The following is a 24,573-nucleotide window of genomic DNA, read 5'->3' as shown; positions in this document are numbered from 1 at the left end:
GAAGAATGAAAGCTTACGCCGTACCTTTCGAAAAGTTCGTCAACCTGGCCGACGCCCGCCTGGGCACCAAGATCCTCTCGGTGACCGATGACTGGTTCGCTGACGCCAACCGCCTGTTCCAGCCGACCCCGGCCGTGTGGAAGGAGGGCGTTTTCGATGACAACGGCAAGTGGATGGATGGCTGGGAGTCGCGCCGCAAGCGCTTCGAAGGCTACGACAGCGCGGTGATCCGCCTGGGCGTACCCGGCTCGATCAAGGGCGTGGACATCGACACTTCATTCTTCACCGGCAACTTCCCGCCATCGGCTTCCCTGGAAGCCTGCTTCCTGGCCTCGGGCGACCCAGATGAAAACACCCAGTGGGTGGAAGTGCTGTCGGCGGTGGAGCTGCAAGGCAACAGCCACCACTACCATGAGATCAACAACGACCAGGCCTTCAGCCACCTGCGTTTCAACATCTACCCGGACGGCGGCGTAGCCCGTCTGCGTGTGTACGGCGTGCCGTTCCGCGACTGGTCCTCGGTGGGCGACAACGAACAGGTCGACCTCGCTGCTGCCCTCAACGGCGGCCGCGCCCTGGCGTGCTCCGATGAACACTTCGGCCGTATGAGCAACATCCTCAACCCGGGCCGTGGCATCAACATGGGCGACGGCTGGGAAACCGCCCGTCGTCGCACGCCAGGCAATGACTGGGTGATCGTCGCATTGGGCCACCCGGGCGAGATCGAGAAAATCGTGGTCGACACCCTGCACTTCAAGGGCAACTACCCGGACACTTGCTCGATCCAGGGCGCGTTCGTGAAAGGCGGCACCGACAGCCAGATCGAAACCCAATCGCTGTTCTGGCGCGAACTGCTGCCGGCGCAGAAACTGGAAATGCACGCTGAACATACGTTTGCCGAGCAGATCAAGGCACTGGGGCCGATTACCCATATCCGCCTGAACGTGTTCCCGGATGGTGGTGTGAGCCGCCTGCGGGTTTTGGGCAAGGTTTCGAAGTAAGCGGTGATGCCATTCGCGAGCAAGCCCGCTCCCACATTTGAAATGCATTCCCCTGTGGGAGCGGGCTTGCTCGCGAAGGCGCCAGAACAAACAACACAGAATCCGGATAAGAAGACAGCCATGCGCACACTCGTGATCGAACCCCTGACCAAAGAAGCCTTCGCCCCTTTCGGAGACGTTATCGAAACCGATGGCAGCGATCACTTCATGATCAACAACGGGTCGACCATGCGCTTTCACAAGCTGGCCACGGTAGAAACCGCCCAGCCTGAAGACCACGCCATCATCAGCATCTTCCGCGCCGATGCGCAGGACATGCCGCTGACCGTGTGCATGCTGGAAAGACACCCGCTGGGCAGCCAGGCATTCATCCCGCTGCTCGGCAACCCCTTTCTGATCGTGGTCGCGCCACTTGGCGATGAACCTGTATCGGGCTTGGTCCGCGCCTTCGTCACCAACGGCAGGCAGGGCATTAATTACCATCGCGGCGTCTGGCACCACCCGGTGCTGACGATCGAAAAGCGGGATGACTTCCTGGTGGTTGATCGCAGTGGCACAGGCAATAACTGCGATGAGCATTTTTTCAAAGAGGATGAGCGTTTGATCCTCGCCCCCCACCAATAAGAGAAGGCTTGATCACCCGACAACAAGGGTGACAGGCGAGAGGTAAAGACTGTGGAAGCACATTTGATGGAATGGCTGAACCTTAGCGTGCGCTGGGTTCACATGATCACTGGCGTCGCGTGGATCGGCGCTTCCTTCTATTTTGTCTGGCTGGAAAACAACCTTAATCGCGTCAACCCAAAAGACGGCCTGGCCGGTGACTTATGGGCGATCCACGGTGGCGGTATCTACCACCTGGAAAAATACAAACTGGCCCCGCCGACCATGCCGGACAACCTGCATTGGTTCAAATGGGAAGCCTATTTCACCTGGATGTCGGGCATCGCGCTGCTGTGCGTAGTGTTCTACGCCAACCCGACCTTGTACCTGCTGGCCCCGGGCAGCAGCCTCAGCGGCCCGGAAGGTGTGTTGCTGGGCCTCGGCTCGTTGCTGGCCGGCTGGTTCATCTACTCCTTCCTCTGCGACTCCGCACTGGGCAAGCGCCCTGCCCTGCTCGGCCTGATCCTGTTCGTACTGTTGATTGCCGCTGCGTACGGCTTCAGCAAAGTGTTCAGCGGCCGTGGCGCCTACCTGCACGTGGGTGCGGTAATCGGCACCATCATGGTCGGTAACGTGTTCCGCATCATCATGCCCGCCCAGCGTGCGCTGGTGGCGGCCATCGCCGAGAACCGCACACCTGACCCGGCATTGCCGGCCAAGGGCCTGCTGCGTTCGCGCCACAACAACTACTTCACCTTGCCGGTGCTGTTCATCATGATCAGCAACCACTTCCCGAGCACCTACGGCAGCCAATACAACTGGCTGATCCTGGCGGGTATCGCAGTGGCGGCGGTGTTGGTGCGTCACTACTTCAACACGCGGCATAACAGCCAGAAGTATGCGTGGACCTTGCCGGCAGGCGCATTGGCGATGATCTGCCTGGCGTATGTGACCGGTCCCAAGCCTGTTTCGACTGCACCGGATGTGGCCAAGGCGCCTGCCGCCATCGAGTACCAGCCGTTGCCGGAAACCGCGTTGGGCGGAGGTCTGAAACCCGCTGCACCGGCAGCACCGGCCGCACCGGCCGCACCGGCAGCAGCACCTGCTGCGGCACCGGCCCAGGCATCGATTGATTTCGACAAGGTGCACGGCGTGATCCAGGAACGCTGCGCCGTGTGCCATTCGGCCAAGCCCACCAGCCCGCTGTTCAGCACCGCACCAGCCGGCGTGATGTTCGACACCCCGGCGCAGATCCAGCAGCAGGCGGCGCGTATTCAAGCGCAAGCCGTGGCCAGCCAGATCATGCCGCTGGGCAACATCACCCAGATGACCCAGCAGGAGCGGGATTTGATCGGCACCTGGATCAACCAGGGGGCACGCACGAACTGACAGCCTGCTGCAGATCTAAATGTGGGAGCGGGCTTGCTCGCGAATGCGGTGGTTCAGTCACCTGAAGTGCTGAATGACACACCGTATTCGCGAGCAAGCCCGCTCCCACAGGGGATATGCAGTGTTTGAGATATACCGTTTCAAATGGCAATTGAATGCCAAACAACACAAAAATAAAAAAGATTCGAGGTGTTGCATGACCGAGTTAGTCGAACCGCAGATTCCCGCCGCACCCGCCATGGTGCGGCTGCCCCTCTTGCAACTGATTCTGGTTGGCCTGCAACACGTCTTGCTGATGTACGGCGGCGCCGTCGCCGTACCCCTGATCATTGGCCAGGCCGCAGGCTTGAGCCGTGAAGAAATCGCCTTTCTGATCAACGCCGACTTGCTGGTGGCCGGTATAGCCACCATGGTGCAGTCATTCGGCATCGGCCCGGTGGGCATTCGCATGCCGGTGATGATGGGCGCCAGTTTTGCCGCCGTCGGCAGCATGGTGGCCATGGCCGGCATGCCTGGCATCGGCCTGCAAGGGATCTTCGGCGCGACCATCGCTGCCGGGTTCTTCGGCATGCTGATCGCGCCGTTCATGTCCAAGGTCGTACGGTTTTTCCCGCCGTTGGTGACCGGCACCGTGATCACGGCCATCGGCCTGTCGCTGTTCCCCGTAGCCGTGAACTGGGCCGGCGGCGGCAGCGCTGCTGCAACGTTCGGCTCGCCGATTTATCTGGCGATTGCCGCGCTGGTGCTGGCGACCATCTTGCTGATCAACCGTTTCATGCGCGGCTTCTGGGTGAACATCTCGGTGCTGATCGGCATGGCGCTCGGCTATGGCTTGTGCGGGCTGCTCGGCATGGTCGACCTCAGCGGCCTGGCCCAGGCGCCGTGGGTGCAGGTGGTGACACCACTGCATTTCGGCATGCCCAAGTTCGAGTTGGCGCCCATCCTGTCGATGTGCCTGGTGGTGGTGATCATCTTCGTCGAGTCCACCGGGATGTTCCTTGCGCTGGGCAAAATCACCGGCCAGGAGGTCACGCCAAAAATGCTGCGCCGTGGCTTGCTGTGTGATGCCGGCGCCTCATTTTTCGCCGGTTTCTTCAACACCTTTACCCACTCCTCATTCGCGCAGAATATCGGCCTGGTGCAGATGACCGGCGTGCGTTGCCGCTCGGTGACGATCATGGCCGGGGCGTTTTTGATTGTGCTCAGCCTGCTGCCCAAAGCCGCGTTTCTGGTGGCGTCGATTCCACCGGCCGTATTGGGCGGTGCCGCCATTGCCATGTTCGGCATGGTCGCAGCGACTGGCATCAAAATCCTGCAAGAGGCCGACATTGCCGACCGTCGCAACCAGTTGCTGGTGGCGGTCAGCATCGGCATGGGCCTGATCCCGGTGGTGCGCCCGGAGTTCTTTGCGCAGTTGCCTCTGTGGATGAGCCCGATTACCCACAGCGGAATCGCCATGGCCACCCTCAGCGCCTTGTCGCTGAACATCCTGTTCAACATCCTCGGCGGTTCGGAACGCCCCGCTGTCGCCCACACGCATTGATTTCACCTGTTAGCAAAAAACAACAAAAATAATAACCAACAGGAAATACCCACATGCACCCTATTCACCTGGGGCCGGCCACAAGCCGCGCCCCATTCTCGCCCCCTGCGCTCTCTAACAGCGCACTTGAGCCAAGGCCTGGGAGCCAGTATTCTCCGCGCCCGCTCGAATCGACTCAAAAAAAAACAGCGAATGTAAAAGCTGACTGCAGGGCCAACTTATCCTGGCCCAATGTCTGCGGCCAACGTGCAGAAAAAACCTCGGGATTCGACTGCATCAAGTGCAGCCGAAGGCCTTTTATTGGCTTTTTAAACACCTTGGCGCAGCTCTTGCTAAAAGCACTAAAGCTGACCAAACAGACGATTTTTGCAGCGAACCAAAAGGCGCCACACCAGAGCGCCTGCGTAGAAAAACAACCATAAAACTTTGACTCGGGAGCAACCGAATGAAACCTATGTTCAAAGGCCTGATGCTGGCAGGATCCCTGCTGGCCGGCGGCCAAGCCGTGGCAGGCGATTTGTTGCAGTGGCAGAACAACAGCCTGACGTACCTGTGGGGCAAGAACTTCACCGTTAACCCACAGATCCAGCAAACCGTCACCTTCGAGCACGCCGATGCGTGGAAGTACGGCGACAACTTCCTGTTCGTCGACCGCATCTTCTACAACGGCAAGGAAGACGGCAACGTCGGCCCAAGTACTTACTACGGCGAGTTCAGCCCACGCTTGTCGTTCGGCAAGATCTTCGACAAAGACCTCTCATTCGGCCCAATCAAAGATGTGCTGCTGGCCTTCACTTACGAGTTCGGCGAAGGCGATAACGAGTCGTACCTGCTAGGCCCGGGCTTTGACCTGAACATCCCTGGCTTCGACTACTTCCAGTTGAACTTCTACCAGCGCCAGACCGAAGGCAATCGCCCAGGCGATGGCGTGTGGCAGATCACGCCGGTGTGGTCGTACACCATTCCCGTCGGCAACTCCAACGTGCTGATCGACGGCTTTATGGACTGGGTGGTGGACAACGACAGGAACGCCCGTGGCACCTACCACGCCAACCTGCACTTCAACCCACAGGTCAAGTACGACTTGGGCAAGGCGCTGCATTGGGGCGAGAAGCAGCTGTATGTCGGCTTCGAATATGACTACTGGAAGAACAAGTACGGGATCGAAGATTCCGGCGCGTTCAAGACTAACCAGGACACGGCGAGCTTCCTGGTCAAGTATCACTTCTGATTGAGTAACGCCAATCCCCTGTGGGAGCTGGCTTGCCTGCGATAGCGATCTGTCAGCCAACATAGTTGGCACAGGAATACCGCTATCGCAGGCAAGCCAGCTCCCACATTTAGTTCACTGTCAGCCCAAGGAATTTGGACAATTCCTCGCGCTTGGCAAGTGCGTCCTTGCGCCCCAGTTCAATCAACTCGCTGCAATACCCCGCCTCAAACAGCAAGTAACTCAACACCCCCGCCCCACTGGTCTTGGTTGCCCCCGGGCCGCGCAAGAACAGACGCAACGCCGCCGGCAACTCCTGCCGATGCCGCGCCGCAATTTCATCGATCGGCTGGCTGGGCGCAATCACCAGCACCTCTACCGGCGCCAGCCCAGGCGCAGCATGGCTGAATTGGTTCAGACGCTCCAACAGCTCGATATCGCTTTCCAGGCTGTCAATGAACGTACTGTTGAGCATATGCCCGCCAATCTGCGCCAAGGTCGGCTCCTGGCCGGTGTAGGTACGCTGCATCGAAGGTTCATTGCCGCGCGGGTTGCCGCTCACGCCCACCACCAGCACGCGGTTGGCACCCAGGTGCAAGGCCGGGCTGATGGGCGCGGATTGGCGCACGGCACCGTCACCAAAATATTCCTGATCGAGCTTGACCGGCGCAAACAGCAAAGGGATCGCAGAGCTTGCCAGCAAGTGCTCAACCGTCAGTTGGGTCGGCACACCGATACGCCGATGGCGCAGCCAGGCATCGATCTTGCCGCCGCCCTGATAGAAGGTCACCGCTTGCCCGGACTCGTAGCCAAAGGCCGTGACCGCAACGGCATGCAAATGCTTGTTGCGGATCGCCTCGTCGATGCCGTGCAGGTGCAGCTTGTCATTGAGCAGGTCACGCAGTGGCGTACTGTTGAGCAGCGCCACCGGCACCTGAGCGCCGAAACCCAGCAGGCTATGGATAAAGAACCGGCTGGCCTGGTGCACCACGCCTGGCCAATCGCTGCGCAATACCAGATGGCTGCGAAAGCCCTGCCAGAAGGCTGTGAGACGCTGGATGGCGGCGGTGAAATCCGTGGCGCCACTGGCCAGGCTCACCGCATTGATCGCGCCGGCCGAGGTGCCGACAATCACCGGAAAAGGATTTGGCGCTCCCGGCGGCAGCAACTCGGCAATCGCCGCCAGCACTCCCACCTGATACGCCGCTCGCGCCCCGCCACCGGAAAGAATCAAGCCTGTGACCGGTTCAGCTGGGCGCATTGCGTCACTCCATTGTGCAAAAGTGGGGGTTATCGGCGGCGCGGTTCGTACAACTTAGCCTCGCCGGGCGGGCGGCTCTTGAAGCGCCGGTGCGTCCACAGGTACTGCTCGGGGCATTCGCGCACCGAGGCTTCAACCCACTGGTTGATGCGCAGGCAGTCAACTTCGTCGCTCTCGCCGGGGAAGTCGATCAACGGCGGGTGGATCACCAGGCGGTAACCGCTGCCATCGGCCAGGCGCTCCTGGGTGAAAGGCATCACCAGTGCCTTGCCCAGCCGCGCAAACTTGCTGGTGGCGGTCACGGTAGCGGCCTGAATGCCGAACAGCGGTACGAAAATGCTTTGCTTGGCGCCGTAGTCCTGGTCGGGCGCATACCAGATGGCGCGGCCCGAGCGCAGCAGCTTGAGCATGCCGCGCACGTCGTCGCGCTCCACTGCCAGGGAATCGAGGTTATGCCGCTCACGGCCACGGCGCTGGATAAAGTCGAACAGCGGGTTGCCATGCTCGCGGTACATGCCATCGATGGTGTGCTTCTGTCCGAGCAGGGCCGCGCCGATTTCCAGGGTGGTGAAGTGCAACGCCATCAGGATCACACCCTTGCCATCCAGATGCGCCTGCTTCAAATGCTCAAGCCCTTCGACATGGGCCAAACGTGCCAGACGCGCCTTGGGCCACCACCAGCTCATGGCCATCTCGAAGAAGGCGATGCCGGTGGACGCGAAGTTTTCCTTGAGCAGCCGTTTACGTTCCTTGGCGGACTTTTCCGGGAAGCACAGCTCAAGGTTGCGCGCGGCGATGCGGCGACGATCAGCGGCCACACAGTACATGCCGGCGCCAAGTAATCGACCAATGGTCAGCAATGCGCGGTAGGGCAACTGTGTAATCAGCCACAGCAGGCCGAGTCCCAGCCATAACAGCCAAAAACGCGGGTGAAGAAATACAGCTCGAAAACGCGGGCGATCCATTACAGATTCCGGTAAAGACAAGGGCCGCGCATTCTACAACGTTCGACTCGGCTTGCGGCCCGTGGATGTTCTCGTTATAAGTCTCGACACTTTTCGTGACAAGCCGCTTTTGCCGACCATGAGCCAAACCGAACCGCTAGACCAAGATCCCGTGTTCCAGCTGAAAGGCAGCATGCTCGCCATTACCGTGCTGGAACTGGCCCGCAACGACCTCGACGCCCTGGACCGCCAGCTCGCCGCCAAGGTTGCCCTGGCGCCGAACTTCTTCAACAATGCCCCGCTGGTACTGGCCCTGGACAAACTCCCGGCCGGCCAGGGTGCCATTGATTTGCCCGGCCTGATGCGCGTCTGCCGCTCTCACGGTTTGCGCACCCTGGCGATTCGCGCCAGCCGTATCGAAGACATCGCCGCAGCCATCGCTATTGAACTGCCCGTATTGCCACCCTCCGGTGCCCGCGAGCGCCCGCTCGAACCGCTGGAAGGTGAAGGTAAGAAAAAACCGGAAAAACCGCCGGAACCTTCGGTCAAGCCTACAAAGATCATCACCTCTCCGGTACGCGGCGGGCAGCAGATTTACGCCCAGGGTGGCGACCTGGTGGTGATCTCCTCGGTAAGCCCCGGGGCGGAACTTCTGGCCGATGGCAACATCCATGTATACGGCCCCATGCGCGGACGTGCCCTCGCCGGCATCAAGGGCGATACCAAGGCGCGGATTTTTTGCCAGCAGTTGAGCGCTGAGCTAGTGTCCATCGCAGGCCAGTACAAGGTTTCAGAAGATTTGCGCCGTGATCCGCTGTGGGGGGCCGGGGTGCAGGTCAGCCTGTCGGGCGATGTGTTGAACATCATCCGTCTTTAACGGATACTGCCGCATTTTCCAAGCATCTCTAGACTCTGATAGCAAAGCGAAACCGGCAAGACTTGTGTAGGAATAATTGGAAGTTGGCGTTTCCCCATGGAAACCACATCTTTTTCCTACAAAGGCTGTCCGCCTGCAGCGAGTTTCAAGAGATGTTTTTCAGGGACCGAAAAGTCCTTTTTCCTTAGGGGTGAAACACCTTGGCCAAGATTCTCGTGGTTACATCCGGCAAGGGTGGTGTGGGTAAGACCACCACCAGCGCCGCTATCGGTACCGGCCTCGCTCTGCGCGGCCATAAAACAGTCATCGTCGACTTCGACGTCGGTTTGCGTAACCTCGACCTGATCATGGGCTGCGAACGCCGCGTGGTGTACGACTTCGTCAACGTGGTGAACGGCGAAGCCAACCTGCAACAGGCCCTGATCAAGGACAAGCGCCTTGAGAACCTGTACGTGCTGGCCGCCAGCCAGACCCGTGACAAAGACGCGCTGACCAAGGAAGGCGTGGGCAAAGTCCTCGCCGAACTGAAAGAAACCTTCGAATACGTGGTGTGCGACTCGCCGGCCGGTATCGAAACCGGTGCTCACCTGGCGATGTACTTCGCCGATGAAGCCATCGTCGTCACCAACCCGGAAGTCTCCTCGGTACGTGACTCGGACCGCATGCTCGGCCTGCTGGCCAGCAAATCCAAGCGCGCCGAAGAAGGTCAGGACCCGATCAAGGAGCACCTGCTGCTCACCCGTTACAACCCGGAGCGCGTCAGCAACGGCGAAATGCTTGGCGTTGAAGACGTGAAGGAAATCCTCGCAGTGACCCTGCTGGGCGTGATCCCCGAATCCCAGGCGGTCCTCAAGGCTTCCAACCAAGGTGTTCCGGTGATTCTTGACGACCAGAGTGACGCCGGCCAGGCGTACAGCGATGCAGTCGATCGCTTGCTGGGCAAGACCGTGGAACATCGCTTCCTCGATGTTAAGAAGAAGGGATTCTTCGAGCGTATCTTTGGAGGCAACTAAACAATGAAATTTCTCGACTTCTTTCGCGCCAACAAAAAGCCAAGTACCGCGTCGGTAGCGAAAGAGCGTCTACAGATCATCGTGGCGCACGAACGCGGCCAACGCAGTACCCCGGACTACCTGCCAGCCTTGCAGAAGGAACTGGTGGAGGTGATCCGCAAGTACGTCAATATCGGCAACGATGACGTGCATGTCGCCCTTGAAAACGACGGCAGCTGCTCGATTCTGGAACTCAATATCACCCTGCCTGATCGTTAATCGAAAAGGCGGCTGCCACGGCGGCTCGGTCACCTTGATCCCTTTTGGGGAACCGGGTGGGCGAGCCGCCGTTGGCGTTTGTTACGAGGCTGTTTAATGCCGCTGTCCAATATTCATATCCTGCATCAGGACGCCGCCGTCCTGGTGGTGAACAAGCCTACCCTGCTGCTCTCGGTGCCTGGCCGTGCCGATGACAACAAGGACTGCCTGATCACCCGTCTGCAGGAAAACGGCTACCCCGAAGCCCGCATCGTCCATCGCCTGGACTGGGAAACCTCAGGGATCATCCTGCTCGCACGGGACGCCGACAGTCACCGCGAACTCTCGCGCCAGTTTCACGACCGCGAAACCGAAAAAGCCTACACCGCCTTGGCCTGGGGCCAGCCGGAACTGGACAGTGGCAGCATCGACCTGCCCTTGCGCTACGACCCGCCGACCAAGCCGCGCCACGTAGTCGACTATGAGTTTGGCAAAAACGCGCTGACCTTCTGGAAAGTGCTGGAGCGATGTGGCGATTGGTGCCGCGTGGAACTCACGCCGATCACCGGGCGTTCGCACCAGTTGCGGGTGCATATGCTGTCGATCGGCCATCCGCTGCTGGGTGATGGCTTGTACGCCCATGAACAAGCCCTGGCCGCCTGGCCGCGCCTGTGCCTGCATGCAAGCATGCTGAGCTTCACGCACCCGCAGAGCGGCGAGCGTTTGCGTTTCGAGTGCCCGGCTCCGTTCTAAAATTGGCAATACGATCAAAATGTGGGAGCGGGCTTGCTCGCGAATGCGGTGGATCAGATACACATTCAGTGACTGACACACCGCATTCGCGAGCAAGCCCGCTCCCACATTTGTTATGTGCAGTTCTCGCCATCGAACGGTAAACTCCGCGCATTGCTGTCTGGAGCTATTTATGCGCGAAGCGTTGAATCAAGGCCTGATCGACTTCCTCAAGGCCTCCCCTACTCCTTTTCATGCCACTGCCGCCCTCGCCCAGCGCCTGGAAGCGGCCGGTTACCAGCGGCTCGACGAGCGCGAAACCTGGGCCACCGAGGCCAACGGGCGCTATTACGTCACCCGTAACGACTCCTCGATCATCGCCTTCAAGCTCGGTAAGCATTCGCCGCTGCAAGACGGCATCCGTATGGTCGGCGCCCACACCGACAGCCCGTGCCTGCGGGTCAAGCCCCAGCCGGAGCTGCAACGCCAGGGCTTCTGGCAGTTGGGCGTGGAAGTCTACGGCGGCGCGCTGCTGGCGCCATGGTTCGACCGCGACCTGTCGCTGGCCGGCCGCGTGACCTTCCGCCGCGACGGCAAGGTCGAGAGCCAACTGATCGATTTCAAGTTGCCGATTGCCATCATCCCCAACCTGGCGATTCACCTGAACCGTGAAGCCAACCAGGGCTGGGCGATCAATGCCCAGACCGAGCTGCCGCCGATCCTTGCGCAGTTCGCCGGTGACGAGAGGGTGGACTTCCGCGCCGTGCTTACTGAGCAACTCGCCCGCGAACACGGCCTGAACGCCGATGTGGTGCTCGACTACGAGTTGAGCTTCTACGACACGCAAAGTGCTGCGGTGATCGGCCTCAATGGCGATTTCATCGCTGGTGCGCGCCTGGACAATCTGCTGTCGTGCTACGCCGGCCTGCAAGCCTTGCTCACCAGCGAAAACGACGAAACCTGCGTGCTGGTGTGCAACGACCACGAAGAAGTCGGCTCCTGCTCGGCCTGCGGTGCGGATGGCCCGATGCTGGAGCAGACCCTGCGCCGTCTTTTGCCGGAAGGTGAAGAATTCGTACGCACCATTCAGAAATCTCTGTTGGTCTCGGCAGACAACGCCCACGGCGTACACCCCAACTACGCCGAGAAACACGACGCCAACCATGGCCCGAAACTCAACGCCGGCCCGGTGATCAAGGTCAACAGCAACCAGCGCTACGCCACCAACAGCGAAACCGCCGGGTTCTTCCGCCACCTGTGCATGGCCCAGGAAGTACCGGTGCAGAGCTTTGTGGTGCGCAGCGACATGGGCTGTGGCTCGACCATCGGCCCGATCACCGCCAGCCACCTGGGCGTGCGTACCGTGGACATCGGCTTGCCGACGTTTGCCATGCACTCGATTCGTGAGCTGTGTGGCAGCCATGATCTGGCGCACCTGGTGAAGGTGTTGGGTGCGTTTTATGCGAGTCGCGATCTGCCCTGACATCAGGGCCTGAATGCGGTCAGGTTTTGCATAAACCTGACCCATATCACTGCCACTTTGCATAATCCGGCCTAGACTTGTCAGTATTCCCACTCCGACAAGGCCGTCGCCCCATGATCTCCATGTCTTCATTCCACGCCATGCTCATTCCTATCATCATCGGCATGATCCTGCTCGCGACCGGCTTCAACTTTCGCGACAAGCCCGTGGGGGTGTTTGGCATGTGGATCGGCATGCTGTTGATTCTCGGCACTGTGGTTTACAAGATCCTCGCCAAACTCGCGGAATAACAAATGCACTCGCATTGGGCATAGCGGCCTCGTACACTCGGTCAATTCGTCGTTTTCAAGGTTGACCGCCTCGTGCTTTCCCGTCTGTTTGCCCTGCCCTGCTATTTTCTGATCGCCCTGCTCACGCTGCTGCCCCTTGCGCCAGCAAACGCCGTGAGCCTGCCCGGCCTGCTGGGCAGTACCAACAAGACCCAGCCCCAGGCCGATGTGCCGTTGGGCCAGTCGTTGGACGAGGTGATCAAGACCCTGGAAAACGACCAGCAGCGCACCCAGTTGCTGAGCGACCTGAAGAAGCTGCGCGAAGCCACACAAAAAGCCCAGCCCGCCACCGAACAAGGCGTGCTTGGCTTGATCGGCAGCACCCTGGCCGAACTTGAAGCCCAGTTTTCCGGGGCCGACAGCCCGCTGGGGCGCTGGTCCAACGAGGTCGACCTGGCCAAGGATGAACTCACGGCGCTGATGCTGCCGGCCACCGAATGGCTGCCGATCATTTTCGGTTTTGCCGTGATCCTGGCAGTGTGGAGCCTGCTGGCCGCCGCGCTGATCTGGCTCAGCCACCGCGTGCGCGAGCGTTTCGGCCTGCCCGAAGAACTGCCGCAACACCCGCGTACCTGGGACATGGTGCGCTTCGCCCTGCGTAAACTCGGGCCATGGCTGATTGCGTTGATCATCACGGTTTACCTCAGCTACGCGCTGCCGTCGTCCCTGGGCAAATCCCTGGCGATGGTGCTGGCCTATGCGCTGGTGGTCGGCACCTGTTTCTCGGCGATCTGCGTGATTGCCTTCTCGGTACTCGACGGCCCGCACCGTCACCGGGCGCTGTACATCCTGCGTCATCAGGCCTTCCGCCCGTTGTGGTGGATCGGCAGTTTTGCCGCCTTCGGTGAAGCCCTGAGCGACCCAAGGCTGGTCGCGGCGCTTGGCCAGCATCTGGCCCACACCGCCGCAACCGTCGCCAATGTGATGGCCGCGCTGTCCACCGGTGTGTTTATCCTGCGCTTCCGCCGACCGATTGCGCACCTGATCCGCAACCAGCCGCTGTCACGCCGCCTTACGCGTCGCGCCCTCACCGATACGCTCTCGATCATCGGCTCCTTCTGGTACATCCCGGCGCTGTTGCTGGTGGGCATCTCACTGTTCGCCACCTTCCTGTCGGCCGGCGACACCAGCACCGCGCTGCGCCAATCATTGTTGTGCACGGTGTTGCTGGTGCTGTGCATGGTGATCAACGGGCTGGTGCGCCGCCATGCGCTCAAGCCACAACGTGGGCACAAGCGCCACGCGCTGTACTCCGAGCGCCTGAAAAGTTTCGTCTATACCCTGGCCCATCTGGTGGTGTGGCTGGTATTCATCGAGCTGGGCCTGCGCGTGTGGGGCCTGTCGATGATTCGCTTTACCGAAGGTGACGGCCATGAAGTCAGCGTCAAGCTGTTCGGCCTGGGCGGCACGCTGCTGTTTGCCTGGCTGATCTGGATTCTCAGCGACACCGCGATCCACCATGCGCTCACCCGCTCGCGCAAAGGCCTGGCCAATGCGCGTGCGCAGACCATGATGCCGCTGATCCGCAACGTGCTGTTCGTGACCATCTTTATCATCGCCGCCATCGTCGCCCTGGCGAACATGGGCATGAACGTCACGCCGCTGCTGGCCGGTGCCGGTGTGATCGGTATCGCCATCGGTTTTGGTGCACAGTCGCTGGTAGCGGACTTGATCACCGGCCTGTTCATCATCATCGAAGATTCCCTGGCGATTGATGACTACGTGGATGTCGGCGGCCACCTCGGCACCGTCGAGGGCCTGACCATCCGTACCGTGCGCCTGCGCGATATCGACGGCATCGTACACACCATTCCGTTCAGCGAAATCAAAAGCATCAAAAACTACTCGCGGGAGTTCGGCTATGCGATCTTCCGGGTGGCGATCCCCTTCAACATGGAGATCGACGACGCCATCAAGCTGATGCGCGATGTTGGCCAGAAAATGCGCAACGACCCGCTGCAACGCCGCAATATCTGGTCGCCGCTGGAGATTCAGGGCGTTGAGAGCTTTGAGTCCGGCAGCGCGATCCTGCGGGCGCGCTTCAAGACCGCGCCGATCAAGCAGTGGGAAGTGTCGCGGGCGTTCAACCTGTCACTCAAGCGCCATCTGGATGAAGCCGGGCTGGACCTGGCAACACCGCGCTTGAGCGTGCAGGTGGTGACCGCCGGCACTGTGCAGGAGAAAGATCAACAACAATAAATAAGGAGAGGTCTGTATGCGTTTGAACGGTCTGACACACCAATGGGTTTTCGGCATGCTCTGCGGGCTCGCCAGCAGCGCGGTGATTGCCGCCAGCAGCGGCCAGGGCAGCGAACAAGAGAGTGCTCGGGAGGAAATCGCCGCCCAGGCCAAAATCCTCGAACCGGCGTTGCTGGAAACCCGCCGCGATATTCACGCCCACCCCGAGTTGGGCAATACCGAAACCCGCACCGCCGAACTGGTCGCCAAACAACTGCGCGACCTGGGCCTTGAAGTCAAAACCGGCGTGGCCCGCACCGGCGTGGTCGCCATCTTGAAAGGTGCACTGCCCGGCCCCACCGTGGCCCTGCGTGCCGACATGGATGCGCTGCCGGTCAAGGAAGTCGCCGACCTGCCCTTCGCCTCCAAAGCCAAAGGCACCTACCTGGGCAAGGAAGTCGACGTGATGCACGCCTGCGGCCACGACGCCCACACGGCAATCCTGCTGAGCACTGCGAAAATCCTCACCGGCATGCGCGAGCGCCTGCCCGGCACCGTGGTGTTTTACTTCCAGCCGGCCGAAGAAGGCCCGAGCGACTTTATCCCCGACGGCAAAAACACCTGGGGTGCAAAAATGATGGTGCAGGAAGGCGTGATGAAGTCGCCCAAGCCAGACGCGGTGTTCGGCCTGCATGTGTGGGCCGGTGTACCTGCCGGGCAAATTGCCTATCGCCCTGGCCCGACCCTGGCCAGCTCCGATGACCTGCGCATCAAGATCCTCGGCAAACAGACCCACGCCGGCCGCCCGTGGGACGGTATCGACCCGATCACCGTCGGCGCGCAAACCATTGTCGGCCTGCAAACTGTGGTGAGTCGCCGCACTGACATCTCGTCATTCCCATCGGTGGTGAGCATCGGCACCATCAACGGCGGCACCCGCTACAACATCATCCCCGAGTCGGTGGACATGAGCGGCACCATCCGTTCCTACGACTACGGCATTCGCCAGAAACTGCACGCGGACGTGCGCCAGACCGTAGAGAAAATCGCCGAAAGCGGCGGTGCCAAAGCCGAAGTCACGATCATCGAAAAATACGACCCGACCATCAACAACCCGGCCCTGACCGAGAAGATGCTGCCAAGCCTGCGCTGGGCGGCCAAGGATGATGTGGTGCAAGGCCCACTGGTGGGCGGCGCCGAGGACTTCTCGTTTTACGCCAAGGAAGCGCCAGGGCTGTTTGTGTTTCTGGGCGTGACGCCGAGGGATCAGGACATGAGCAAAGCGGCGCCGAACCATAACCCGGGGTTCTTTGTGGACGAGTCGGCGTTGGTGGTGGGGGTGCGGACGCTGGCGTCGCTGGCGACGGATTACCTGTATACCAACGCACCGCAGTAAGGCTTTACTGTGGGAGATTCTATGGTTGAGGGGCAACCTTCAGCCATAGAATCTCCCACAGTGTGTCAGCCAGCCAGCGCAGCGCCATCCATCTTCTGACGCAGGCTCAACGGGCGCATATCAGTCCAGGTTTCTTCGATGTAAGCCAGGCATTCTTTCTTCATGCCACTCTTGCCCACGGTACGCCAGCCTTCCGGCACAGCCTTATAGTCGGGCCAGATGGAATACTGTTCTTCGTGGTTGACCACTACCTGAAACAGGATGTCGTCGCGGTCAAATACTGAGGTCATTGCTGTTCTCCATCGCTGAAAAGCCGGCTGCGCACCACGCGCAGCACTGATATCTGTAGAAACGTACCAAGCCCACTAAAAATTAGAGGCTGGCGACCGCTGCCGTCAGCGCACGCCCGAAGATCTCGGCCACGCGGTCGACTTCGGCGGCGGTGATCACCAGCGGCGGCAGGAAGCGCACCACGCTGCCGTGCCGGCCGCCCAGCTCCAGGATCAGGCCACGCTTGAGGCATTCGCGCTGCACCAGCGGCGCCAGTTGGCGGTGCACCGGCGGGTGGCCCTGGATATCGGGCGTGCCGTTGGGGTCGACCAGCTCAACGCCCAGCATCAGCCCACGCCCACGAATATCGCCCAGGTGCGCAAAGTCGCGCTGCAGGATGCGCAGGTGCTCTGCCAGGCGCTCGCCCATGGCCGCCGCGTGGCCGGCCAGGTCGTGTTCCTTGAGGTAGCGCATTACCGCCGAGCCCGCCGCCATCGCCATCTGGTTACCCCGGAAGGTTCCGGCATGCGCGCCCGGCAACCAGGTGTCGAGCCAGTCGCGATACACCACCACCGCCAGCGGCAAGCTGCCGCCGATGGCCTTGGACATCACCACAACGTCGGGGATGATGCCGGCGTGTTCAAAGGCAAACATCTTGCCGGTGCGGCCGAAACCGCTCTGGATTTCATCCACGATCAACGCCACACCGGCCTGCTCGGTAATGCGCCGCAAGCCGCGCAACCAGTCAAGATCAGCCGGGATCACACCGCCCTCGCCCTGCACCACCTCGACAATCACCGCCGCCGGCAACAGCACGCCGGCTTCCGGGTCGTTGAGCAGGTTTTCCAGATAATGCAGGTTGACCCGCACGCCCTCGGCGCCGCCCAGGCCGAATGGGCAGCGATAGTCGTAAGGGAAAGGCAAAAACTGCACGCCATTACCGAGCAGAGCGCCCAAGGGTTTCTTCGGCCCCAGGCTGCCCATCAGGCTCAGCGCGCCCTGGCTCATGCCGTGATAGCCGCCCTGGAACGACAGCACCGTGCTGCGACCCGTGGCAGTGCGCACCAGCTTCAGCGCAGCTTCCACCGCATCCGTGCCGGTGGGGCCGCAAAACTGGATTTTCGCTTCCTGCGCAAGCGTTGCCGGCAGCAGGCCGAACAGGTCCTGGACGAACTGGTCCTTGACCGGCGTGGTCAGGTCGAGCGTGTGCAGGGGCAGTTCGTCGCTCAGCACCTGCTGAATGGCTGCGATCACCACCGGGTGGTTGTGGCCGAGTGCCAAGGTGCCGGCACCGGCGAGGCAGTCGATAAAGCTGCGGCCTTCGACGTCTTCCACGTAAATGCCCTTGGCGCGCTTAAGTGCCAGCGGGATACGCCGCGGGTAGCTGCGGGCGTTGGATTCCTGCTGACGCTGGCGGGCCAGCAATGGGGTTTCTTCAAAGTGGTAGAGCGTTTCCACCGGTGCTGCGCCTGCATGCACCGGTGCGTCTTCGACACGGCTGGTAGCGACTGACATCTCTCGATCCCTCAATACGCGGGTAGGGGTGACCAAACGGGCGATCCGCGTATGTGCGGATTTCATGTTCTGGAGACGCACCAGCGGTGAGGGGATTTAGGCTTGTTGTGGTTTTTGATAGAAGGTGGGACGCGCAGCGTCCCAGGCGACGCAGAGCGTGGGAACGATCAAATACCTCGATATCGCTCATTCAGCGCATACAAAATCGCGCACGTCTCGCCATCCAACGCGCCACAATAATCCCGCTGCCGAAAGCGCATCTGAAACGCCCGCGTGCGCAGTTCAAACTCACGACGATTCAAGGCCGGTTTATACCCGAACCGCTGAAACGCCCGTTCCAGCTCCACCTCCGGCGGCAACCCAAGGCAAAACCGCCGCTGATACATCGCCCGTGTTGCCTCATCAAACCAGGCGCCGATCCCGGCCTCGAACAAGCACTGCCAGGGCAACCGAGGCCCCGGGTCACTTTTGCGCCAATACGCCACATCTGAATGCCCGAGCACATCCAGAGGCCCCACTTGCGGGTAACGCCCAAGAATGTCGCCAACCAGCGCAATCAACATATCAACCTGCTCCCGGCCATAGGCAGGAAAGGTAAACACCCCGCCATCGTCCCGTGCCAGATTGATAATCTCGATACCAATCGCACGGCTGTTGAGGTTATCGCGCCCACCCCAATGGCTAACGCCTGCATGCCAGGCACGCTTCTCCTCGTCCACCAGGCGAAACACCCGCAGCTCGTCATAACCGGCAGCGTGGTAGCTGGGTTCATCAGGATCAGGGAGCAGATAGTGCGCACTGACGCCCCCTCGGGTCAGCGTGCGCAAAGACGTTGCAAAGGGCGCTGCGGTGTAATGCAGGATGATCTGCCGCACGGGTTCGCCGTTGCGCTGATTAAAATCCTGGGCGGGGAAACTGCTGTCGATCACTAACATAAGAACCATCCTTTTCAATACAGGCCGAGTCATTCAGCCCGTTCAAACGCAAAAAAATTACCGCCATCCTGAAGGGATGGATTTCAGGCTGGCGGTAACTATTTAGTGTTTGAAGAAAAGTGTTCAGCGCCGCAGCGGCATGCCCAAGTCGACCCGCAGGCCGTCCGGTTGGCTGTCGAATTTCAGCGAGCAGGAGCAGCGCTGCACGATGGCTTGCACGATCGCCAGGCCCAAGCCACAGCCCTCGCTGCTGCCATTACGCCAGAAACGTTGGGTGAGGTACTGCAGGTCTTCGGCAGAAATCTGCTTGCCATGGTCGCGCACACGAAACACCACCGTGTCGGCACTGGTGAACACGTTCAGCTCAACGCGAGTGTCGCCCGGCGTATGGCGCAGCGCGTTATCCAACAGATTACGCAAGGCCGCTACCGCCAGGGCTACCGGCATTTCCACAGGGGATTGTGTAAGGTCGTCCGCCAGGACCAAGTCGATACGGCGGTTATCGCCGGCATTGGCATCCTGAATCGCCAGCCGCGCCACTTGTTCGGCGCTTGATTGCAAGCCATCGTCAAACGACAAGCTGCCCTCGACCCGCGCCAGTAGCAGCAATTGCTCCAGGGTGCGATGCAAGCGGTCGGCGCCCTCTTCGGCGTGGGCCAGGGACTGGTCACGGGCCGCGCCGTCGGTCATGCGGGCCACTTGCAGGTGGGTCTTGATCGCCGTCAGCGGGCTGCGCAGTTCATGGGCGGCATCGCCGGTGAGGCGGCGCTCGCGTTCGATGGTCTTGGCGATGCGCTGAAGCAGCTGGTTCTGGGTGTCGAGCAGCGGTTTCAATTCGCTGGGCAACGGGTGAATCTGCAGCGGTTCGAGGGAATCGGCACTGCGGCGCATCAAGGCATCGCGCATGCGGTTAAGCGGCAACAGGCTTTGGCCGATGCCCAGCCATAGCAGGCACAAGCAACCCAACAGGGCTACGCCCACCGGCACCGAAGCCGCCAGCAGGATCGACAGGTTCAGCGCCTCGCGCTCCACCTGACGGTCGGCGGTGGTGATCAGCAGGTCACCACGGGACAAGGTGAAGCTGCGCCAGCCCACACCGTCGATCATCTGGTCGCGAAAGCCACTTTTGCGCGACTCCAGGCCTTCATCCGGGGTCATGTGGCTGCGCGCCAGGATTTCCCCGCGCAGGGAGCTGACCTGGCAAGCCATGCCGCCTGGCACGTTGAGTTGTTCAGTGCGCAAATGCGTAGGCGCGCCGCTCACACTGGCCAGGCCCGGCATCTGCTCGGTCAGCCCGGCCACCATGCGCGCCGATGCCACCAGGCGCTGGTCGAGGGAAAACATCATCTGGTTGCGCAGATCGTTGAGCATCCAGGCGGCAGCCAGGACCCAGATCAACACAAAAGCAGCGCCCAACTTGAACGTCAGGCGCAGGCGCAAACTCATCACGACGCGTCCTCTCCCCCATCCGCCGTGCCCAGGCGATACCCCAGGCCGCGCACGGTTTCGACGATGCCGTTGCCCAATTTGCGGCGCAGGTGATGGATGTGTACGTTGAGGGCGTTGCTTTCCAGTTCATCGTTGAAGCCGTAAACGCTGTCCTTGAGTTGTTCGCTGGACAATACGCGGCCCTTGTTATGCAACAGCGCCTGCAACAAGGCTTGCTCACGACGCGACAGGTCGACCGGCTGGCCGGCCAGGAAAGTTTCGCGGCTGCTGGGGTCGTAGGCCAGTTGGCCATGTTCGATCAGGTTGACCCGGCGCCCTGCCACCCGGCGCAGCAACGTTTGCAGGCGTGCGGCAAGCTCGCGCAGGTCGAAGGGTTTGAGCAGGTAGTCGTCGGCACCGGCTTGCAGGCCGTCGACACGGTTGGTGACTGAATCACGCGCGGTAAGGATCAGCACCGGGATTTCCAGGCCCTGGCTGCGCTGTTGTTGCAACAACTTGAGGCCGTCTTCATCGGGCAGGCCGAGGTCGAGCACCATGATGTCGAACGTGGCGGCCTTGAGCATCGCGCGTGCGGCGGCGGCCGAAGCCACGCGCTCGACGGTAAAACCCTGGGCGCCAAGCCCGGCCACAATGCCGCTGGCGATCAGTTCGTCGTCTTCACAGACCAGTACGTGCATGGTTAACCCTTCATGAAAGATGGGGGAATTAAAGGTCGGGCGGATTAAGCGCCGATTATGCCGTGAAAACCGACACGCTCAGTTTAGAATAGCGCCCGGTTAATCATCGGTTAATCAACACCACACATTGTGTGCCTAACTTGCATCGAACTAAGGCTTGACCATGCGGTATCTGTTTACCTTTCTGCTGGTGTTATTCGCAGGGTTCGCCCAGGCCGCGCCGGGCAATCCATTCGAGACCAAACCCGATTTTTTGCCGGTGGGCAAAGCGTTCACCTTTACCTCCGAGCGTCTTGAAAGCGGCGAAACCCAGCTGTATTGGCAGATTGCCGACGGATATTACCTTTATCAGCAGCGCATGAAGTTCGACGGCCTGGCTGAAAAACCCGTGCTGCCGCAAGGCGAAGCCCACAGCGATGAGTTCTTCGGCGAGCAGCAAGTGTACCGCCAGGGCCTGGAAGTGAAGATCCCGGCCGGCGCCACCGGCCAGCTCAAGCTCGGCTGGCAGGGCTGCGCCGATGCCGGCCTGTGCTACCCGCCGCAATCAATCACTGTAGACCTGGGCGGCAACCCGGCCGTTGCGGCGACCGCACAAGCTCAGGACCAAAGCCTGGCCAGCGGCCTGCAACAGCGCAGCCTGGGTTGGAGCCTGCTGGTGTTCTTCGGCCTGGGCCTGCTGCTGGCATTTGCCCCGTGCTCGCTGCCGATGCTGCCGATCCTCGCGGGCCTGGTGGTCGGCAGCGGCGCCAGCCCCCGTCGCGGCTTTGCCCTGGCCAGCAGCTATGTGGTGTGCATGGCGCTGGTGTATGCGGCGCTCGGCGTACTGGCCGCGCTGCTGGGCGGCAACCTTGCCGCCCTCCTGCAAACGCCGTGGATCCTCGGCAGCTTTGCCGCGCTGTTTGTGATCCTGGCCCTGCCGATGTTCGGCTTCTTTGAACTGCAACTGCCGGCCTTCCTGCGTGATCGCCTGGACAATGTCAGCCGTCAGCAAAGCGGTGGCAGCCTGGTCGGCGCCGGTATTCTCGGTGCGCTGTCCGGCCTGTTGGTCGGCCCATGCATGACCGCGCCGCTGGCGGGCGCCCTGCTGTATATCGCCCAGAGCGGCAACGCGCTGCACGGCGGTTTGATCCTGTTCGCCATGGGCATCGGCATCGGCATTCCACTGTTGCTGCTGGTGACCGTGGGCAACCGCTTCCTGCCCAAGCCGGGCACCTGGATGAACGTGCTCAAGGGCATCTTCGGCTTCCTGTTCCTCGGCACCGCCGTGCTGATGATCCGCCCGGTGGTCGGCGAAAGCCTGTGGCTCGGCCTGTGGGGCGCCTTGGCGCTGGTGATGGCCTACTGCGGCTGGACACTGGCCCGCGAATACGGGCTGGCGGCCAAGGTATTCGGCGCCGGCTCGCTGGTGCTGGGCCTGTGGGGCGCGCTGCTGGTGGTAGGAGCGGCCGGTGGCAGCGACGACCTGTGGCAACCGTTGAAGGTCTACAGCGGCTCGAAGGTCGCTGCTGCGCCGAGCGCCCACGACGCGTTCATGACCATCAACGACCCGGCCGTGCTGCAAAGCCAGCTCGACAGCGCCAAGGCCCAGGGCCAATGGGTGCTGGTGGACTACTACGCCGACTGGTGTGTGTCGTGCAAGATCATGGAAAAACAAGTCTTCGGCCAACCCCAGGTGATGGACGCGCTTAAAGACGTGCGCCTGTTGCGCCTGGACGTCACCGCCGACAACGCCGCCAGCCGCGAGCTGCTCGGGCGCTACAAGGTGCCGGGGCCACCGAGCTTCGTGTGGATCGGCCCGGACGGTGAAGAACGTCGCGCCCAACGCATCACCGGCGAAGTGGATGCCGCCGCCTTCCTGCAACGCTGGACGCAAACCCGGGACGCGCGCTGATGCTGACCCTGACCATCGGTACGTTCGCCATCGCCCTGAATCACATCCTGCTGATCAGCGCGCTGATCCTCGCCACACTGGCGGGCTGGCGCGTGGCCAAGCGCGGCGGTGAGAACCCCGAATCGGTGCTGTTCAGCCTATTTTTGCTGGGCATGCTGGTGGCGCGCTTAAGCTTTGTACTGATGTACTGGAGCGACTACAGCCACGACCCACTGCAAATGGTCGACCTGCGCGACGGCGGCTTCCTGCCCTGGCCCGGCGTGATCGCGCTGGTGCTGGGCGCCGTGTTCTACGGCTGGCGCCGCCCGGCCATGCGCACACCCCTGAGTGCCGGGGTGGTCACCGGGCTGGTGTTCTGGGGCCTGACCAGCGTGTCCCTGAGCCTTTACGACAAGGGCTCGCAACTGCCGGACATCACCTTGCGCAATGCCAATGGCGACGTGGTGCAACTGGCCGACTACAAAGGCGGCCCGCTGGTGATCAACCTCTGGGCCACCTGGTGCCCGCCGTGCCGCCGTGAAATGCCGGTGCTGGAGCGCGCACAGCACCAACGGCCGGACGTGACCTTCCTGTTCGTCAACCAGGCCGAAAGCATGCAAAGCGTCAGCACCTTTCTCGCCACCCAAGGCCTGACCCTCGACAACGTGCTGTTTGATGCCAGCGGCCGCCTCGGCCAGGCCGTGGGCTCCATGGCCCTGCCGACAACGTTGTTCTACCAAGCCGATGGGCGCCTGATCAACAGCCACCTGGGCGAACTGTCCCAGGCCAGCCTGGCCCGTGCCATGGAACCCTTCGACACTGCCCCTGCTGCCACAAGGAAACCGACATGCCAAGACTCCGCCACCTGCTGACCCTGCTGCCGCTGACACTCGCGGCCACACTGGCCCAGGCCGAAGACTGGCCGGCGCCGATCAAACAGATCGAAGCCAAGGGCGCCAAGATCCTCGGCAAGTTCGACGCGCCCAGCGGCCTCACTGGTTACGCTGCGCAATACCAGAACCGTGGCATGGCCCTGTACCTGACCGCCGACGGTAAAAGTGTGCTGGCCGGTAACCTGTACGACGCCCAAGGCAATGACCTGAGCAGCGCGCCGCTGGAAAAACTGGTGTACGCGCCGATGGCCAAGGAAGTCTGGGCCAAGATGGAACACAGCAACTGGATCCAGGACGGCGACAAAAACGCGCCGCGCATCGTCTACCTGTTCAGTGACCCCAACTGCCCGTACTGCAACATGTTCTGGGAACAGGCACGCCCGTGGGTCAAGGCCGGCAAGGTGCAATTGCGCCACATCATGGTCGGCATCATTCGCGAAGACAGCCCAGGCAAATCCGCCGCGCTGCTGGCCGCCAAAGACCCGCAAAAAGCCCTGGAAGCACACGAAGCCGCCGGCAAGGGCAGCAAATTGCAGGCGCTGGACAAGATCCCGGCAGATATCGAAGCCAAGCTCGATGCCAACATGAAGCTGATGGAAGAGCTGGAACTGTCGGCAACACCGGCGATTTTCTATCGGGATGACAAGGGCGGCTTGCAGCAACAGCAAGGCGCGCCGTCGCCAGACAAACTGGTGAAGATTCTCGGCCCGAAATAAGCAGCGCCAGGGCCGACGCGTTCGCGAGCAAGCCCGCTCCCACCTTTTGAAT

General features: G+C 61.3%; 23 protein-coding genes. 16 read left to right on the top strand and 7 right to left on the bottom strand.

The features are described from left to right. The first annotated feature begins 5 nt into the window (after window positions 1-5). The 5 genes from alc (at window position 6) to FFI16_RS06140 (ending at window position 5,767) form a co-directional block, all read left to right on the top strand. On the top strand, window positions 6-1,001 hold the full coding sequence (alc, locus tag FFI16_RS06160; protein ID WP_138814533.1) for an allantoicase: 996 nt from the start codon (window positions 6-8) through the stop codon (window positions 999-1,001). A gap of 120 nt (window positions 1,002-1,121) precedes the next feature. Continuing rightward, a complete protein-coding gene (locus FFI16_RS06155; protein WP_105523190.1) occupies window positions 1,122-1,625 on the top strand; it encodes an ureidoglycolate lyase in 504 nt (167 codons plus the stop codon). A gap of 51 nt (window positions 1,626-1,676) precedes the next feature. Continuing rightward, complete coding sequence (locus FFI16_RS06150; protein WP_138814532.1) at window positions 1,677-2,993, top strand: urate hydroxylase PuuD; 1,317 nt, start codon at window positions 1,677-1,679, stop codon at window positions 2,991-2,993. A gap of 196 nt (window positions 2,994-3,189) precedes the next feature. Next, complete coding sequence (locus FFI16_RS06145) at window positions 3,190-4,536, top strand: nucleobase:cation symporter-2 family protein (protein ID WP_138814531.1); 1,347 nt, start codon at window positions 3,190-3,192, stop codon at window positions 4,534-4,536. 445 nt (window positions 4,537-4,981) lie between these two features. Beyond that, window positions 4,982-5,767 carry an outer membrane protein OmpK gene (locus FFI16_RS06140; protein WP_017137852.1) on the top strand — a complete coding sequence of 262 codons (786 nt, stop codon included), beginning with the start codon at window positions 4,982-4,984 and terminating at the stop codon, window positions 5,765-5,767. A gap of 109 nt (window positions 5,768-5,876) precedes the next feature. Here the strand turns inward: FFI16_RS06140 and FFI16_RS06135 are convergent, their stop codons facing one another. Further along, window positions 5,877-7,007 (bottom strand): patatin-like phospholipase family protein, encoded by a 1,131-nt coding sequence (locus FFI16_RS06135; protein ID WP_138814530.1) that lies wholly within the window; start codon window positions 7,005-7,007, stop codon window positions 5,877-5,879. A 29-nt stretch (window positions 7,008-7,036) separates the two neighbouring features. Beyond that, window positions 7,037-7,972 (bottom strand): lipid A biosynthesis lauroyl acyltransferase, encoded by a 936-nt coding sequence (locus FFI16_RS06130; protein WP_138814529.1) that lies wholly within the window; start codon window positions 7,970-7,972, stop codon window positions 7,037-7,039. A 118-nt stretch (window positions 7,973-8,090) separates the two neighbouring features. Between FFI16_RS06130 and minC the strand changes: the two genes are divergently transcribed. The 8 genes from minC (at window position 8,091) to FFI16_RS06095 (ending at window position 16,196) form a co-directional block, all read left to right on the top strand. Next, the gene (gene minC, locus FFI16_RS06125; protein ID WP_138814528.1) at window positions 8,091-8,828 is read left to right on the top strand and encodes a septum site-determining protein MinC; all 738 of its coding nucleotides are present in this window, start codon (window positions 8,091-8,093) and stop codon (window positions 8,826-8,828) included. A 200-nt stretch (window positions 8,829-9,028) separates the two neighbouring features. Continuing rightward, on the top strand, window positions 9,029-9,841 hold the full coding sequence (gene minD / locus FFI16_RS06120; RefSeq protein WP_003175251.1) for a septum site-determining protein MinD: 813 nt from the start codon (window positions 9,029-9,031) through the stop codon (window positions 9,839-9,841). A gap of 3 nt (window positions 9,842-9,844) precedes the next feature. Further along, on the top strand, window positions 9,845-10,099 hold the full coding sequence (minE, locus tag FFI16_RS06115) for a cell division topological specificity factor MinE (RefSeq protein ID WP_003175252.1): 255 nt from the start codon (window positions 9,845-9,847) through the stop codon (window positions 10,097-10,099). A gap of 96 nt (window positions 10,100-10,195) precedes the next feature. Next, window positions 10,196-10,831: a pseudouridine synthase gene (locus FFI16_RS06110; RefSeq protein WP_138814527.1), complete on the top strand. Its 636-nt coding sequence runs from the start codon at window positions 10,196-10,198 to the stop codon at window positions 10,829-10,831. Window positions 10,832-11,003: 172 nt separating this feature from the next. Then, window positions 11,004-12,293 (top strand): M18 family aminopeptidase, encoded by a 1,290-nt coding sequence (locus FFI16_RS06105; protein ID WP_017137857.1) that lies wholly within the window; start codon window positions 11,004-11,006, stop codon window positions 12,291-12,293. Window positions 12,294-12,406: 113 nt separating this feature from the next. After that, window positions 12,407-12,583, top strand: a complete 177-nt coding sequence (locus tag FFI16_RS30430) for a hypothetical protein (RefSeq protein WP_164488409.1) — start codon at window positions 12,407-12,409, stop codon at window positions 12,581-12,583. 72 nt (window positions 12,584-12,655) lie between these two features. Next, window positions 12,656-14,821, top strand: a complete 2,166-nt coding sequence (locus FFI16_RS06100) for a mechanosensitive ion channel family protein (protein ID WP_138814526.1) — start codon at window positions 12,656-12,658, stop codon at window positions 14,819-14,821. A 16-nt stretch (window positions 14,822-14,837) separates the two neighbouring features. Further along, a complete protein-coding gene (locus tag FFI16_RS06095) occupies window positions 14,838-16,196 on the top strand; it encodes an amidohydrolase (protein WP_138814525.1) in 1,359 nt (452 codons plus the stop codon). A gap of 65 nt (window positions 16,197-16,261) precedes the next feature. On the opposite strand, the gene FFI16_RS06090 is transcribed toward FFI16_RS06095, so the two are convergent. The 5 genes from FFI16_RS06090 to FFI16_RS06070 form a co-directional block, all read right to left on the bottom strand. Continuing rightward, the gene (locus FFI16_RS06090; RefSeq protein WP_138814524.1) at window positions 16,262-16,486 is read right to left on the bottom strand and encodes an MbtH family protein; all 225 of its coding nucleotides are present in this window, start codon (window positions 16,484-16,486) and stop codon (window positions 16,262-16,264) included. 82 nt (window positions 16,487-16,568) lie between these two features. After that, window positions 16,569-17,981 carry an aspartate aminotransferase family protein gene (locus FFI16_RS06085; protein WP_138814523.1) on the bottom strand — a complete coding sequence of 471 codons (1,413 nt, stop codon included), beginning with the start codon at window positions 17,979-17,981 and terminating at the stop codon, window positions 16,569-16,571. A gap of 167 nt (window positions 17,982-18,148) precedes the next feature. After that, complete coding sequence (locus tag FFI16_RS06080) at window positions 18,149-18,916, bottom strand: N-acetylmuramoyl-L-alanine amidase (protein ID WP_138814522.1); 768 nt, start codon at window positions 18,914-18,916, stop codon at window positions 18,149-18,151. A 123-nt stretch (window positions 18,917-19,039) separates the two neighbouring features. Next, on the bottom strand, window positions 19,040-20,362 hold the full coding sequence (locus tag FFI16_RS06075; protein WP_138814521.1) for an ATP-binding protein: 1,323 nt from the start codon (window positions 20,360-20,362) through the stop codon (window positions 19,040-19,042). Beyond that, the gene (locus FFI16_RS06070; protein ID WP_017134987.1) at window positions 20,362-21,042 is read right to left on the bottom strand and encodes a response regulator transcription factor; all 681 of its coding nucleotides are present in this window, start codon (window positions 21,040-21,042) and stop codon (window positions 20,362-20,364) included. The genes FFI16_RS06075 and FFI16_RS06070 overlap by 1 nt, the downstream gene beginning before the upstream one ends. Window positions 21,043-21,205: 163 nt before the next feature. Here FFI16_RS06070 and dsbD point away from each other — a divergent pair, with 163 nt between their 5' ends. Genes dsbD through dsbG form a run of 3 tightly spaced genes read left to right on the top strand, consistent with a single transcriptional unit; the run spans window position 21,206 to window position 24,521 of the window. Next, complete coding sequence (gene dsbD / locus FFI16_RS06065; protein WP_138814520.1) at window positions 21,206-22,933, top strand: protein-disulfide reductase DsbD; 1,728 nt, start codon at window positions 21,206-21,208, stop codon at window positions 22,931-22,933. Beyond that, the gene (locus FFI16_RS06060) at window positions 22,933-23,784 is read left to right on the top strand and encodes a TlpA disulfide reductase family protein (RefSeq protein WP_138814519.1); all 852 of its coding nucleotides are present in this window, start codon (window positions 22,933-22,935) and stop codon (window positions 23,782-23,784) included. Before dsbD ends, FFI16_RS06060 begins: the two co-directional genes overlap by 1 nt. After that, window positions 23,760-24,521 carry a thiol:disulfide interchange protein DsbG gene (dsbG, locus tag FFI16_RS06055; protein WP_065911508.1) on the top strand — a complete coding sequence of 254 codons (762 nt, stop codon included), beginning with the start codon at window positions 23,760-23,762 and terminating at the stop codon, window positions 24,519-24,521. Before FFI16_RS06060 ends, dsbG begins: the two co-directional genes overlap by 25 nt. Window positions 24,522-24,573 lie beyond the last annotated feature (52 nt).

It is taken from the genome of Pseudomonas sp. KBS0710, assembly GCF_005938045.2.
Classification (GTDB): domain Bacteria; phylum Pseudomonadota; class Gammaproteobacteria; order Pseudomonadales; family Pseudomonadaceae; genus Aquipseudomonas.
This window is presented reverse-complemented; position numbering and strand designations above follow the sequence as displayed.

Bases quoted from the DNA above. Each gene is read 5' to 3' on its own strand.
- alc (WP_138814533.1), top strand. From the start codon at position 6: ATGAAAGCTTACGCCGTACCTTTCGAAAAGTTCGTCAACCTGGCCGAC.
- FFI16_RS06155 (WP_105523190.1), top strand. From the start codon at position 1,122: ATGCGCACACTCGTGATCGAACCCCTGACCAAAGAAGCCTTCGCCCCT.
- FFI16_RS06145 (WP_138814531.1), top strand. From the start codon at position 3,190: ATGACCGAGTTAGTCGAACCGCAGATTCCCGCCGCACCCGCCATGGTG.
- FFI16_RS06140 (WP_017137852.1), top strand. From the start codon at position 4,982: ATGAAACCTATGTTCAAAGGCCTGATGCTGGCAGGATCCCTGCTGGCC.
- FFI16_RS06135 (WP_138814530.1), bottom strand. From the start codon at position 7,007: ATGCGCCCAGCTGAACCGGTCACAGGCTTGATTCTTTCCGGTGGCGGG.
- FFI16_RS06130 (WP_138814529.1), bottom strand. From the start codon at position 7,972: ATGGATCGCCCGCGTTTTCGAGCTGTATTTCTTCACCCGCGTTTTTGG.
- minC (WP_138814528.1), top strand. From the start codon at position 8,091: ATGAGCCAAACCGAACCGCTAGACCAAGATCCCGTGTTCCAGCTGAAA.
- minE (WP_003175252.1), top strand. From the start codon at position 9,845: ATGAAATTTCTCGACTTCTTTCGCGCCAACAAAAAGCCAAGTACCGCG.
- FFI16_RS06110 (WP_138814527.1), top strand. From the start codon at position 10,196: ATGCCGCTGTCCAATATTCATATCCTGCATCAGGACGCCGCCGTCCTG.
- FFI16_RS06105 (WP_017137857.1), top strand. From the start codon at position 11,004: ATGCGCGAAGCGTTGAATCAAGGCCTGATCGACTTCCTCAAGGCCTCC.
- FFI16_RS30430 (WP_164488409.1), top strand. From the start codon at position 12,407: ATGATCTCCATGTCTTCATTCCACGCCATGCTCATTCCTATCATCATC.
- FFI16_RS06095 (WP_138814525.1), top strand. From the start codon at position 14,838: ATGCGTTTGAACGGTCTGACACACCAATGGGTTTTCGGCATGCTCTGC.
- FFI16_RS06090 (WP_138814524.1), bottom strand. From the start codon at position 16,486: ATGACCTCAGTATTTGACCGCGACGACATCCTGTTTCAGGTAGTGGTC.
- FFI16_RS06085 (WP_138814523.1), bottom strand. From the start codon at position 17,981: ATGTCAGTCGCTACCAGCCGTGTCGAAGACGCACCGGTGCATGCAGGC.
- FFI16_RS06080 (WP_138814522.1), bottom strand. From the start codon at position 18,916: ATGTTAGTGATCGACAGCAGTTTCCCCGCCCAGGATTTTAATCAGCGC.
- FFI16_RS06075 (WP_138814521.1), bottom strand. From the start codon at position 20,362: ATGAGTTTGCGCCTGCGCCTGACGTTCAAGTTGGGCGCTGCTTTTGTG.
- FFI16_RS06070 (WP_017134987.1), bottom strand. From the start codon at position 21,042: ATGCACGTACTGGTCTGTGAAGACGACGAACTGATCGCCAGCGGCATT.
- dsbD (WP_138814520.1), top strand. From the start codon at position 21,206: ATGCGGTATCTGTTTACCTTTCTGCTGGTGTTATTCGCAGGGTTCGCC.
- FFI16_RS06060 (WP_138814519.1), top strand. From the start codon at position 22,933: ATGCTGACCCTGACCATCGGTACGTTCGCCATCGCCCTGAATCACATC.
- dsbG (WP_065911508.1), top strand. From the start codon at position 23,760: ATGCCAAGACTCCGCCACCTGCTGACCCTGCTGCCGCTGACACTCGCG.